Here is a 13469-nt window from a genome sequence, read left to right on the forward strand (position 1 = left end):
CCATAAATATCATATTACACAATAGTTTCAGATTCAAGAATTGTTTTAATTTTTGTTACCATTAAGTCGATTGCTACCTCATTTTGACCACCCTCAGGGATGATAATATCGGCATATCGCTTCGTCGGTTCGATGAATTGATTGTGCATCGGACGAACGACTGATAAGTATTGTTCAACAACTGAATCGATTGAGCGACCACGTTCGTTAATGTCACGAATGATACGACGGATAATACGTAAATCGGAGTCAGTATCAACGAATAATTTAATATCCATTAAATCTCGTAGACGTTCATCTTCTAAAACTAAAATACCTTCTAAAATAATGACATCTTGTGGATCGATGTGAATTGTTTCTTTTGCACGTGTATGTAAGGCATAGTCATACACTGGTTTTTCAATGGCTTGTCTATTTAAAAGACGTTTAACATCTTCGATTAATAAATCTGTGTCAAATGCATTTGGATGGTCATAGTTTGTTGATAAACGTTGTTCAAATTCTAAATGGCTCTGGTCTTTATAATAATAGTCTTGTTCAATTACTACGACAGAGTGATCTTTGAATACATCATGAATTGCATGTGTGACACTCGTTTTACCTGAACCAGAACCACCAGCAATCCCAATAACAACAGGACGTTTTTTATTCATTAACGGTTCTCCTTACGCATCATATTATGTGGGAATACTTCTGTTTCGCATTTGAAGCGCACGATTTGTAATGGGTGACGTGCTGCATCTAGTGCGTTGCCGTCCTCATCCCATACTTCATCAAGTGTTACGCGGAAGTTTTCAATTTCAGGACCGAAAAATTCCACTTCTTCACCTGGTTTGAAGAAGTTACGTTGTTGCAATGTAACCATTTTTGTTTCTTTATCATAGTCAAGTACCATACCTACGAAATCGTATTTCGTTTGTTTACCGTGCTCTCCAAACATTTGTTGTTCAAAACTCGGTTCACCCTCAAAGAACGATGAAGCTGCTTCACGGTTTGCACATTTATCCAGTTCTTCTAACCAAGCTTTGTCGATTTTGAAGTTATCTGGATCTGCACAGTATGCATCCATTACTTTGCGGTATACGCTTACAACAGTTGCTACATAGTGAATAGATTTCATACGGCCTTCCACTTTTAATGAATCGATACCAAGCTCGATAATTTTCGGAATGGATTCGATTAATTTTAAGTCTTTTGGGCTCATAGCAAAGGCTTCTTCATTTTCAGTAAATAATGGTTTTTCTACTCCATCTTCAACTTCATATAAATCATAGTCCCAACGGCATGATTGGCAACAGCCACCACGGTTGGAATCGCGAGCTGTCATATGGTTAGAAAGTACACAGCGTCCGCTATAAGCGATACACATAGCACCATGTACGAAAGATTCGATTTCTATATCTACTTTTTCTTTCATAAGTTTGATTTCCTCAGCGCCTGTTTCACGCGCTAAAACGACGCGGTGTAAGCCTTCTTCTTTCCAATACTGCACTGCTTTCCAGTTGGATAAAGATTGCTGCGTACTTAAATGGATTTCAACTTTTGGGGCCACTTCACGGCAAGTTTCAATAATTAATGGGTCGGCTACGATAATACCAGTAATACCCGCTGATTCTAGATCACGTAAATAGTCTTCAAGACCGTCCATATTCTCATTATGTGCAAAAATATTCGTTGTGACATAAATTTTCGCTCCATATTTTTTAGCGAATTCAACACCTTCACGCATTTCGTCAATGGAGAAGTTGCCCGCATTTGAGCGTAAACCGAATTCACGTCCGCCGATAAATACAGCATCCGCACCATAGTGTACAGCAATTTTGAGTTTTTCTAAGCTACCTGCTGGCGCTAATAATTCTGGTTTTCTCACGATGACTCGTTTGCCATCAATGATTTCGCTGATGCGATCATTTTGTAATAATGTCAAAGTGTACCTCTCCTTTCTTAGTAGACTGTTTCTTTAAAATAGAATCCAGTATCTAATGGACGAATTGCAGGTTGAATTTCTTCAATTTTTGCTAATAAGTCATTTTTGATATCGTAATATTGATCAGCTGATTCAGCATATGCATCGATTGCCTTGCGATAGCATTCTGTAACAGTGACAACATATTCAGGTGATTGAAGTACACCTTCAATTTTAAATGAATCAATTCCCGCTTCGAATAACTCATCTAATTCATCAATAATACACATATCATTCGGACTGAAAATATGCGTACCATTTAAGTCTTCATAGATAGGGTATTTGTTGTGACGCTCGTCATCATGTAAGAACATATTACGATTGTCTTTGCGGTTTTCAATTTCCATTGCTTTATCTTGGTATAAGAAATAGTTACCAAGTAATGCTCGTTTTGATTGGAACATACAAGTCATACCATGCACTTGAGCTTGGATTTCAACTTCAGTATTTTCTTTAATCTCAATCACTTCGTCCATGCTTAACTCACGAGCTAAAACAGTACGAGTAGCACCGCGTTTACCCCAGTAGTCTGCTTGGAACCAGTTCGTTGCAATTGTTTCTGGATTCCAATGTAGTGGAATAGTCACTTCTGCTTCACGACGTGCAACGATCATTGCGGGATCGCCAAAGACGATTGCATCAACGCCAATTTTCGCTAATTTTCGCATATACGGCGCAAGTGAGTCTACACGATCATTATGGAAAATTGCATTCATTGCGACATACACTTTTTTACCTGCTGCATGGATTTTTTCAGTTGCTGCAGCTACTTGTTCTACTGAAAATTCACCTGCTAAACGTAGACCAAATTGTTGTTCACCTATTAAAAAAGCATCCGCTCCAGCTTGGATGAGTGCTTCAACATGTGCAACAGATTGTGGTGTAACGAGTAATTCAGGTTTCTTCATGAATGGTCACCTCTTTATACATATCAACAATCCGTCCCCTACTGGAAAAAAAGTGGACTGATAATCAGGATGATTAATAATCCAATCTGCAAAATGATGTAGGTTGCGGATCATCGTTCTTTTTCTTCTTGGCACTTCTTTCATATCTAAATCTGATAGGCCATGCATATACATATTATCGATATATAGTATACCGCCGGAACGAACTAGCGGACTATATTTATCAAAAAAGCGTTGGTACTGACCTTTTGCCGCATCAATAAAAACAGCATCAAAAGTTGGATGATTACTTTCCACATCCACTTCTAACGCATCTCCTTCAAGTAACTCAATATTCTCTTTAGCAACCGATTGTGCAATAAATTGTTTTGCGTGTTGAATACGCAGAGCGTCACGTTCAATCGTCACAACCTGACATTGTGGTAATGTCTCTGCCATACGAATAGCGGAATAGCCAATGGCTGACCCTATTTCTAAAATAGATGTTGGCTGTTGTATACGTAGCATTTGAAGCAATATCTCGATTGCAGGTAATTGCATAATGGGTACATGATTTTCTTCCGCGAAGCGTTCCATGTCCATTAGCAATTCGTTTCTTGGTTGGATGAAGGTTTGAATATATGAATCCGAAATGTTCATACTTTCATAGCTCCTTAAGTATCAAAAATACACTTTATATTATCATGAAAATAGAAGAAAAGCGAGTACTGCTTTTCTTCTACAGGTGTTTACTTGATATATTTGTCAACATTTTTTAGATGGTCTTCATACTTTTCTGCGAAATGATTGATGCCATTTTTATCTGCTAAGAAGTATAAGTATGGCGTATCAGCTGGACTAATCGCCGCATCTAAAGATTCTTTCCCCGCATTGGCAATTGGACCTGGTGGTAAACCTTTCACTTTGTACGTGTTATAAGGATGTTTCACTTCTAAGTCTTTGTATAAGACACGGTCCTTATGCTCGCCTAATGCATATAAAACTGTTGGGTCTGTTTGTAATGGCATACCTGTCTCAAGACGGTTATAGAAAACACTTGCGATTGTTTCACGGTCTGTTTTAGCAGTTGCTTCACGTTCAAGTAATGATGCAAATGTTAAAAATTCATGAACACTCATTTTCTTTTCTTTTAACTGAACGCTATATTGTGTTACGACTGTATTCGTTTGCGCAATCATTTGCTCGACAATTTCTTCTAAAGTTGGATCCTCTGCAAAGAATGAGTAGGTTGAAGGATATAAATAGCCTTCTAATACGTAACGAATGTCTTTATTGTTCACTTTTTTTGTAATCAATTCTGGATATTTTGATTTCATGTTTTTCACGAATTCTTTGCTCGTTACAAGGGTCATAAACTCGTCCGTCGTATATGTTGTATTCTTCGCAATACGTGCGCCGATTTGATCTAACGTCAATCCTTCTGGAATTGTTAATGTAGATGTCGGTTGTCGATAGACTTTCCCAGTTTTCAAGCTTTTGATAATTTCATCAATCGTCATCGCTTTTGTTAATTTGTACGTACCTGCTTGGAACTCTGATTCATTTTTGAATTTTGTATAGTACTTAAAGACTTTGGCGTCTTTAATGATGTTCTTCTTCTCAAGTATTACAGCGATTGAATCGATTGTTGAGCCGATTGGCACTTCGATTTTCACTGTTTTGTTTGACTCAGAGTCAACAGGTTTTAATGCACCGGATACATAAAAATACATGCTTATACTAATTATGGCCGCAACAATAATAAATGCAAAAGCAATGATAAAAACTATTTTACGAACGGTTTTTACTTCCTTTTTACGTTCCTTCATTTTGTTCAGCATTTCCTTTTTTTGAGTTTCCTGATCCACTTGCTGTCCTCCTATTACCTATAAAAACTATTTTCATAAAGAAAAAGCGGAATGCAAAAACCATTCCGCTTTCATAAAAACTAACAGATTACTCTTCACCAAATTCAGCGTCAAGTGTGTTCAATACTTCTTCAACCATATCCCACTCTTCATCTGTTTCGATTTCTTCTAGCGATTCAAGTTCGCCATCTTCTGATACAATTGTTTTAGCAGCGAAAACTTCAACTTGTTCGCCTTCTTCAACGCCCTCTTCATAATAAAGAACGTATGAGTTTTCAGTAGCGTCTACTGTAAATTCATAAAGAACAGCATATGTGTGTTCTTTTCCTTCATCATCGATCAGATGGATATGCTTATGATCATGCTCTTGTTCGTTTGACATACTTTTCACCTCTTGTTTAATTAAAATTTATTCAGCTTCGATGTCTTCATCAAGGTCGTTTACAACTTGCTCGATTAGATCCCATTCAGCTTCTGTTTCGATTGGTGCTAATTCACCGTCTTCGCCATCTTCAGATGGAGTGAATGCTGAAGCAAAGATTTCTACTTCGCCTTCCTCATCTTCAGAACCGATTACAAAGTAAAGTACGTAAGATTTGCCGAACTCTTCAGAGTCAAATGTGTGTAGTACTTCACATAATTGTTCGTTGCCCTCTTCATCTACGATTGTAATGTTGCGTTGTTCTTGCTCTTGTTCGTTTGTCATAATATTCACCTCATAATTGTTTTCGGTCTAAAAATCCTTGAAGGATCATAGCCGCAGCCATTTTATCAATGACTTTTTTTCTATCTTTGCGACGGACGTCCGCTTCAATTAGCAGACGCTCCGCAGCCATCGTTGTTAGACGCTCATCCCAAAGTGTTACAGGCATAGAGAAGGTCTTTTCTAGTAGCTCTTTATAGCGCATAGAAGCTTCTCCTCTAGGACCAACAGTATTGTTCATATTTTTTGGGAATCCAACTACGAATTCCGTTACTCCATATGATTGGACAAGTTCACGAATTCGGTCGATACCAAATTCCTCGTTTTCCTCGTCGATTTTTACAGTTTCAATTCCTTGAGCAGTCCAACCTAGTGCATCGCTGATTGCTACTCCAACTGTTTTAGAACCAACATCTAAACCCATTATTCTCATTATTACGCCTCGTTATTCTTTTTAATATAGAATTTCACAAGTTCTTCTAATATTTCGTCACGCTCTAACTTGCGAATTTTATTACGAGCCTCTTGATGACGAGGAATATATGCCGGATCGCCTGACAGCAGATAACCAACAATCTGATTAATCGGATTATACCCTTTTTCTTCTAGTGCCGCATGAACATGAAGCATAGTTTCCTTTACTTCTTGTTCCATAGATTCTTCCGGAAAATTAAATTTCATCGTTTGATCGAACGAACTCATGCTCAGCACCTCACTTTAAGTTTTTGAAAGTATAAAAACCTTCTATTCAATAGTAAGTATACCGTAATCAGGATACCTTTTAAATAGATTTTACATAATCATAAACAGATTCTAGCGCTTCTGCAAGTTTAGAGCCTTCTTTTGCTCCAGCCATCGCCATATCTGGGCGGCCGCCGCCTTTACCTCCACATTGTTCTGCTACAGTTTTGACGATGTTACCAGCATGATAGTTTCCACCAGCTATATCTTTTGTAACACCTGCAATTAACATGACTTTATCGCCTTCAGTAGCACCTAAAACAATTACACTATTCGTCATTTTTTCTTTTAAGTCATCCATTAATTGACGTAGTTGATTGTTGTCTTTTGCTTCTACTTTTGTCGCAAGAACTGTGACGCCACCGATTTCTTGAGCTGCAGATAAAATATTAGACGCTTGAGCGTTCGCAATTTTAGAAGAAAGTGCTGCATTTTCACGTTGTTGTTCTTTGTAATCATGTTGTAAACCTTCAACACGAGCAACTAAATCTTTTGGATTTGCTTTTAATAATGCCGCTGCTTGTTCTAAAACATGTTGTTCTTCTTTAGCCGCCTCAAATGCTGCTTTACCTGTTACAGCTTCAATGCGTCGAGTACCCGCACCAATTCCACCTTCAGAAACGATTTTGAAGAAGCCAATCTGTGATGTGCGTTCTACGTGAATACCACCGCAAAGTTCTAATGAATAGTTACCCACTTGTACAACACGTACTACATCACCATATTTTTCACCGAATAGAGCCATTGCACCCATTGCTTTTGCTTCGTCAATTGCTTTATTTTCGATAACAACAGCGATATCATCCCAAACTTTCTCATTAATCATACGTTCGATTGTTTCTAACTCTTCTTTTGTTACTTGACCAAAGTGAGAGAAGTCAAAACGCAAACGGTCTGGTCCTACATAAGAACCCGCTTGGTTGACGTGAGCACCTAATGTGTCTTTTAACGCACGTTGTAAAAGGTGAGTGGCTGTATGATTTTTAATAGTATGATTACGAGCATGACGATCTACTGTCGCATGAACGTCATCCCCAACATGCATTTCGCCTGTTTCTACAATGATGGTATGCAAACTTTGGCCATTTGGTGCTTTATGCACATCTTTAATAGAGGCAGAAAATGAATCATTTGAGATTGTACCATGGTCAGCAATTTGACCACCTGATTCAGCATAGAATGGTGTTTCTGACAAGATAACTAACACTTCTTCACCTTCAGAAGCTACTGTTACTTCTTGTCCATTTGCAACGATTGCAGCTACTTTTGTATCAGTTTGTAAACTTTCGTAACCAACAAATGTACTTTCTTGTTTTAAGTTAGCTAATACTTCTGATTGAACATGCATAGAGTCAACGTCTTGGCGAGCCGCACGAGCACGATTACGTTGTGCTTCCATTTCTTTTTCAAAACCTTCGTGATCAACAGTCATACCTACTTCTTCAGCGTATTCTTCTGTTAATTCAACAGGGAAGCCATACGTGTCATATAAGCGGAATGCATCTTTACCCGGAACGATAGATGAGTTTGCTGCCTTCTGTGTTGCCACAACTTCATTGAAGATTGCTAAGCCACCGTCTAATGTTTCGTGGAAACGTACTTCTTCGTTTTTAATAACACGCATGATGAATTCTTGTTTTTCTTTTACTTCTGGATAGAAGTCAACCATGATTTCACCAACTGTTGGTACTAAATCAAACATAAATGGTTTTTCGATACCTAATTGTTTTGCATATCGCACAGCACGGCGCAATAATCGACGTAACACATAGCCACGACCTTCATTTGACGGTAGTGCTCCGTCGCCAATTGCAAATGCTACTGTACGAGTATGGTCAGCGATTACTTTGAATGCTTCATCTTTGTTCACATCAACGTGATATTTTTCACCAGAAATGCGTTCAGTATGCTCAATAATTGGCATAAATAAATCGGTATCAAAATTTGTTGGTACATTTTGGACAACGGAAGCCATACGTTCTAGCCCCATACCTGTATCAATATTTTGTTTTGGTAGTGGTGTATATGTGCCATCAGGATTGTGGTTGAACTCAGAGAACACAAGATTCCAAATTTCTAAGTAGCGTTCATTTTCGCCACCTGGATATAACTCAGGATCTGATTCGTCTGCTCCATAAGATTCTCCGCGGTCGTAGAAAATTTCAGAGTTTGGACCACTTGGACCTTCACCGATATCCCAGAAGTTACCTTCAAGACGGATTAAGCGCTCTTCAGGAATGCCGATTTCGTCTTTCCAGATTGTATATGCTTCTATATCTTCAGGGTGAATTGTAATAGAAAGTTTTTCACCTTCAAAGCCCATCCATTTTTCATCAGTTAAAAATTCCCAAGCATAATGAATCGCTTCTTTTTTAAAGTAATCACCAATTGAGAAGTTACCTAACATTTCAAAAAATGTATGGTGACGAGCTGTTTTACCTACGTTTTCAATATCATTTGTACGAATTGATTTTTGTGCATTTACAATTCGAGGGTTATCAGGAATAACGCGACCATCAAAGTATTTCTTTAATGTTGCTACCCCAGAGTTAATCCATAATAATGAGGGATCATTGATTGGTACAAGTGGAGCACTTGGCTCTTGATTATGTCCTTTTTCTTCAAAGAACTCGATAAATTTACGACGAATTTCTGCTGCTGTTTGCATATGTGTTTTCCTCCTTTAGACAATAAAAAACCTTCATCCACTATAAAAGGGACGAAGGTTGAAAATTCGCGGTACCACCCTAGTTACAATAGATAAATCTTGCATCTATTGTCTCTTCATTAAGCCTTAACGCGGCAAACGACAGGGATTAGCTGTACTCAGGATGAGCTTTCCAAAATGGTTGGTGAAGGTTCTCGCAGCCTTGAAACCTCTTTCTGCACACTTTCCATATTGTACTTTTATCCTTCGCAGTTTTAAGCGATATATGTGTTGTTAGTTAAAATATTCGAAAATACAATTGTTTTCAAATATGGACTCAATCCTATTTTAAAAAAGGTCGCTGTATCTGTCAATTCTCTTCTTCAAGAAAATCATAAGGACTAACGCCTTTCATACCGATTAAGGGATGAATATCTAAATAATTTTTGGCATCTAAAGATTGTGAACCAATGAATAACTGTTCGTCCTCTTCGGCAATTGTTGTTAACTTCATTTCTTTAGGCGCTTGTATCATTTCCTGGTCTGCAGACTCTACAATAGCTTCTAACACCTCAACTTGTTCCAAGCGATGTGCTAAAGTCGTTTGGCGTTGCAGATCATCCGTTCTAAGCATACCGTATTTAAAAACATCGACTTCGCCACAAAGAATAAGGAAGTTTTTTGCTCGTGTAATACCTGTATAAAGTAAGTTTTTTCGTAGCATTTTCGAATAACCACGTACTACAGGCATAATGACCGTTTGGAATTCACTACCTTGCGATTTATGGATCGAACAGCAGTAAGCAAGTGTAATCTGATTCAAATCACCACGTTGATACGTTACTTCAATACCGTCATAAGAAGCTACGAGTAAATCTTGCTTCTCGATTGTTTCATTCGCTTTGATAATACTAATTACTTCACCCATATCACCGTTGAAAACATTGCTATTCGGCTGATTGACGAGCTGTAATATTTTATCACCAATACGATAAGTGACATCGCCAAATGTTATTTCCTTACGCTTCTCTGTTTTCTTTGGATTAACGAGCTCTTGAATCATTTTATTGATGGCATCAATACCAGCAGGACCTCTATACATCGGCGCTAATATTTGAACATCATGAATAGAGAAGCCCTTTTTCACGGCACTTGACACGACCTGCTTAATAACATCTGCTATTTGATCGGACGTAGCTTGGATAAAGGAGCGGTCAGATGTTTTGGCAAGTATGTTTTGTGGCATTTCGCCTTTTTTCATTTGGTGAGCAAGTTCAATAATAGATGAACCGTCCGCTTGTCTATAAACATCTGTTAATTCAACCGTTGGAATCGCTTTAGATGCGAGTAAATCTTTTAACACTTGTCCAGGACCCACTGGTGGTAATTGATCTTGGTCGCCAACAAAAATAACTTGGCAATCATCATTTAACGATTTTAATAATTGATGTGCAAGCCAAGTATCCACCATCGACATTTCGTCTATGATGATGAGTCGACCGCCTACTTCCTTCTCCGTTTCCTCTTCCTTATCCTGTCCTGTAAAGCCGAGCAAACGATGGATTGTCATCGCTGGTAATTCAGTTGATTCACTAAGGCGCTTTGCAGCTCTCCCTGTTGGTGCAGCTAGTACTATTGGGAATGGCTCGTCCTTTGCAGCATACTCCTTTGGGTCCAAAGATAAACCATGAAGCTCTGCGTAAACGTCCACAATACCTTTGACAACTGTCGTTTTCCCTGTACCAGGTCCACCCGTTAAAATCATAACAGCCGAGTTAATAGCTTTTTCAATGGCATCCACTTGCGTTTCAGCGTATGAAACACCAAAACGTTCCTCTGCATCACCGATAAATTTTCGGATTTCGGATGTAGGGAACGCGGATTGCTCTTCATTCTTTTGGGCGAGCTCTGTAATTTTCGAAGCAATGCCAATTTCTGAAAAATAAAGGGAAGGCATATACAGACGGGTTTCTTCACCACAAATTTTACTTTCCTCACGAAGTTCAATACATGCTTTTGAAATAGCATCAAATGGAATTTCAAATGCTTGACTCATTTCGAGGAGGTTTTTGGCTTGTGGTAGTATATCTTTTGCATCCATAAAGACATGGCCTTCTGATAGTGCACTAACGTTTAAAAGGTGCAAGATTGCAGCCTTTATACGATCCGGATGATCACCCGTAATATGTAATTTAGCGCCTAATTCATCTGCACGTTGAAAGCCAATACCTTCAATTTCTTCAATGAGGCGATACGGATTTTGCGTTAATAGTTGAATCGCTTCATTTTCATACATTTGATAAATTTTGACTGCAAGCTGTGGACCGAAGCCCCATTCATTTAATTGAATCATAATACGGTCCAGCCCTAGATTTTGCTCTAGCACGGTACGTAATGTCTCTTTTTTATCTTCCGTAAGTCGTGGAATTTCATCGAGCGCATCAGGATTATTAATAATAATTTTGATGGCATCTTTCCCTAGTCTTTTAACAATCGTTTCAGCCGTTTTATGACCGATGCCTGGGAATAGATCACTTGATAAATAATGCACGACACCTTGTTCAGTACCTGGAATCTCTTTTAAAAAAGTGGCCGCTTGAAATTGCAAACCGTATTTCGGGTGCTGCTTCAATTGCCCCGTAAAACGATACAACGTTTCTTCAACGACAGACGGAAAAAAGCCTGTCACTATAACTTCTTTTTCTTTATACGTTGTATTCGTTTCTTGAATTTTCAACTTAATAATAGAAAATAAATTCTGGGGATTATGAAAGATAGAGACGACAGGCCGACCGACGATAAATAGCTGTTCTTCTTGAAACAATGATAGATTTTCAGTCAACACTGTCACCTCCTTTTTATTGGTGGTTCATCGCAATCATATCGTGGATATAACGCGCTTGATCAAAATCAGGTTGTAGTGTAAATGCTTGCTTTAAGTGATATATTGCATCTTCTGTACGTTCAGTTGAGACTGCAAAGAGAACACCTAAATTGTAGTGAGCATCTGCATTATTCCAATCTTCATCGATAACATATTGTAATTCTTTTTGTGCCACATCGAACATTTCTAGTGAGCATAGTAAAATACCAAAAGCTAGTCGCACTTGAACATCTTCAGGTGCTAGTTCTGCGGCTCTTTGTAAATATGGCAGGGCTAATTTTGTTTCACCAGCGCGCTCGAAACTTTTACCAAGCATATAAAAAGCATCTGCACCTTCAATACCGAGGCGAATGGCAATTTCATATAACTTTGCAGCTTCCATAAAGCGCTCGTTATTATAGTAAAGATTCGCTAAACCATAGTAGGCTGTTGCAGCTTTTTCATCTAAAGTAATGGCTTTTTGGAAAAAGCGTTCTGCTCTTTCCGTTTCGTCCATAGAAGCAAGTAGGTTACCAAAGTTAATGTAACCTACTGTGTTATTTGGCTCTTCTTCAATCGCTTGTGTAAAAGCTTGGACAGCATCTTCATAACGCTTTTCTTGAATAGCTTTTATACCTTGTTCGTTAAAATCCACTAATTCCACTCCTATTAACCAACGTAAGTTAGTTTTTTACCGTCTTTAAAGACTTCATCAATCGTTGCGCCGCCTAGACATTCGTCGCCATCATAAAATACGACCGATTGTCCTGGTGTAATGGCACGTACTGGTTCTTCAAAAGTAACACGTATTTGATCTTCTCCCAGTATTTCAACTTCAACAGGTGTATCTTGTTGGCGATAACGGAATTTAGCCGTACAACTAAATTTCTCATGCTTTGGTTTATTTGAAGTAAAGCCTAATTTCACAGCTGTTAAGCTATGAGAATAAAGCTTATCATTATGGAAATTTTGTCCAACTAATAACACGTTTTTCTCTAGATCTTTCCCTACTACAAACCAAGGATCGCCTTCTCCGCCGATACCTAAACCATGGCGTTGACCAATTGTGTAGTACATTAAACCGTCGTGCTTACCCATAACGACGCCGTCCATTGTTTCCATATTACCTGGTTGAGCCGGTAAGTATTGACTTAAAAATTGTTTAAAGTTACGTTCACCGATGAAGCAAATGCCTGTTGAGTCTTTTTTCTTTGCAGTTGCAAGATCTGCTTCAAGCGCAATTTCACGCACTTTTGGCTTTTCTAAATGACCAATTGGGAACATTACTTTTGATAATTGTTCTTGTGATAATTGGTTTAAGAAATACGTTTGATCTTTATTATCGTCGTTTCCGCGTAGCATGACTGTTTCACCGTTACGCTCAGCTACTTGTGCATAGTGACCTGTCGCTAAATAATCAGCACCAAGTTTTAATGCATGCTCAAGAAACGCTTTGAATTTAATTTCTTTATTACACATAACGTCCGGGTTTGGGGTACGTCCTGCTTTGTATTCTTCTAAAAAATATGTGAAAACTTTATCCCAATACTGCTTTTCAAAGTTTACTGCATAATAAGGGATGCCGATTTGGTTACATACTTTAATAACATCATCATAATCTTCCGTTGCAGTACAAACACCAAATTCATCTGTATCGTCCCAGTTTTTCATGAAGATGCCAATCACGTCATAGCCTTGTTTTTTCAATAAATACGCAGCAACTGAAGAATCGACTCCTCCAGACATGCCGACAACAACGCGTGTTTTTGAAGGGTCTTTTGTTGCGTTCATATC

General features: G+C 38.3%; 13 protein-coding genes and 1 other annotated feature. All 13 genes read right to left on the reverse strand.

Annotation, left to right across the window (positions count from 1 at the left end):
- Nucleotides 1–14 precede the first annotated feature (14 nt).
- Complete coding sequence (udk, locus tag JFL43_RS00465; RefSeq protein ID WP_100794329.1) at nt 15–653, reverse strand: uridine kinase; 639 nt, start codon at nt 651–653, stop codon at nt 15–17.
- A complete protein-coding gene (locus tag JFL43_RS00470; protein ID WP_200747492.1) occupies nt 653–1927 on the reverse strand; it encodes a peptidase U32 family protein in 1275 nt (424 codons plus the stop codon). The genes udk and JFL43_RS00470 overlap by 1 nt, the downstream gene beginning before the upstream one ends.
- Nucleotides 1928–1944: 17 nt before the next feature.
- Nucleotides 1945–2874 (reverse strand): peptidase U32 family protein, encoded by a 930-nt coding sequence (locus JFL43_RS00475; protein WP_100794331.1) that lies wholly within the window; start codon nt 2872–2874, stop codon nt 1945–1947.
- Between the two features lie 6 nt (nt 2875–2880).
- The gene (locus JFL43_RS00480) at nt 2881–3513 is read right to left on the reverse strand and encodes an O-methyltransferase (protein WP_200747493.1); all 633 of its coding nucleotides are present in this window, start codon (nt 3511–3513) and stop codon (nt 2881–2883) included.
- 89 nt (nt 3514–3602) lie between these two features.
- Nucleotides 3603–4721, reverse strand: coding sequence for an endolytic transglycosylase MltG (gene mltG / locus JFL43_RS00485; protein WP_200747494.1), 1119 nt, complete (start codon nt 4719–4721; stop codon nt 3603–3605).
- 88 nt (nt 4722–4809) lie between these two features.
- A complete protein-coding gene (locus tag JFL43_RS00490; RefSeq protein ID WP_100794334.1) occupies nt 4810–5103 on the reverse strand; it encodes a DUF1292 domain-containing protein in 294 nt (97 codons plus the stop codon).
- A gap of 27 nt (nt 5104–5130) precedes the next feature.
- Complete coding sequence (locus JFL43_RS00495) at nt 5131–5427, reverse strand: DUF1292 domain-containing protein (protein ID WP_100794335.1); 297 nt, start codon at nt 5425–5427, stop codon at nt 5131–5133.
- 10 nt (nt 5428–5437) lie between these two features.
- Nucleotides 5438–5857: a Holliday junction resolvase RuvX gene (gene ruvX / locus JFL43_RS00500; RefSeq protein ID WP_200747495.1), complete on the reverse strand. Its 420-nt coding sequence runs from the start codon at nt 5855–5857 to the stop codon at nt 5438–5440.
- 2 nt (nt 5858–5859) lie between these two features.
- Nucleotides 5860–6126 carry an IreB family regulatory phosphoprotein gene (locus JFL43_RS00505; RefSeq protein ID WP_100794337.1) on the reverse strand — a complete coding sequence of 89 codons (267 nt, stop codon included), beginning with the start codon at nt 6124–6126 and terminating at the stop codon, nt 5860–5862.
- A 79-nt stretch (nt 6127–6205) separates the two neighbouring features.
- Nucleotides 6206–8833, reverse strand: coding sequence for an alanine--tRNA ligase (gene alaS, locus JFL43_RS00510; protein ID WP_200747496.1), 2628 nt, complete (start codon nt 8831–8833; stop codon nt 6206–6208).
- A gap of 44 nt (nt 8834–8877) precedes the next feature.
- Nucleotides 8878–9092, reverse strand: a binding site (T-box leader).
- Between the two features lie 90 nt (nt 9093–9182).
- The gene (gene recD2 / locus JFL43_RS00515) at nt 9183–11654 is read right to left on the reverse strand and encodes an SF1B family DNA helicase RecD2 (RefSeq protein WP_100794339.1); all 2472 of its coding nucleotides are present in this window, start codon (nt 11652–11654) and stop codon (nt 9183–9185) included.
- 16 nt (nt 11655–11670) lie between these two features.
- Complete coding sequence (locus JFL43_RS00520) at nt 11671–12330, reverse strand: tetratricopeptide repeat protein (protein ID WP_200747497.1); 660 nt, start codon at nt 12328–12330, stop codon at nt 11671–11673.
- A 14-nt stretch (nt 12331–12344) separates the two neighbouring features.
- Nucleotides 12345–13466 carry a tRNA 2-thiouridine(34) synthase MnmA gene (gene mnmA / locus JFL43_RS00525; protein WP_200747498.1) on the reverse strand — a complete coding sequence of 374 codons (1122 nt, stop codon included), beginning with the start codon at nt 13464–13466 and terminating at the stop codon, nt 12345–12347.
- Nucleotides 13467–13469 lie beyond the last annotated feature (3 nt).

Origin of the sequence: Viridibacillus soli (assembly GCF_016612995.1) — a bacterium.
Classification (GTDB): Bacteria; Bacillota; Bacilli; order Bacillales_A; family Planococcaceae; genus Viridibacillus; species Viridibacillus soli.

Bases quoted from the DNA above. Each gene is read 5' to 3' on its own strand.
- JFL43_RS00475 (WP_100794331.1), bottom strand. From the start codon at position 2,874: ATGAAGAAACCTGAATTACTCGTTACACCACAATCTGTTGCACATGTT.
- ruvX (WP_200747495.1), bottom strand. From the start codon at position 5,857: ATGAGAATAATGGGTTTAGATGTTGGTTCTAAAACAGTTGGAGTAGCA.
- JFL43_RS00505 (WP_100794337.1), bottom strand. From the start codon at position 6,126: ATGAGTTCGTTCGATCAAACGATGAAATTTAATTTTCCGGAAGAATCT.
- JFL43_RS00495 (WP_100794335.1), bottom strand. From the start codon at position 5,427: ATGACAAACGAACAAGAGCAAGAACAACGCAACATTACAATCGTAGAT.
- JFL43_RS00480 (WP_200747493.1), bottom strand. From the start codon at position 3,513: ATGAACATTTCGGATTCATATATTCAAACCTTCATCCAACCAAGAAAC.
- alaS (WP_200747496.1), bottom strand. From the start codon at position 8,833: ATGCAAACAGCAGCAGAAATTCGTCGTAAATTTATCGAGTTCTTTGAA.
- udk (WP_100794329.1), bottom strand. From the start codon at position 653: ATGAATAAAAAACGTCCTGTTGTTATTGGGATTGCTGGTGGTTCTGGT.
- JFL43_RS00490 (WP_100794334.1), bottom strand. From the start codon at position 5,103: ATGTCAAACGAACAAGAGCATGATCATAAGCATATCCATCTGATCGAT.
- mnmA (WP_200747498.1), bottom strand. From the start codon at position 13,466: ATGAACGCAACAAAAGACCCTTCAAAAACACGCGTTGTTGTCGGCATG.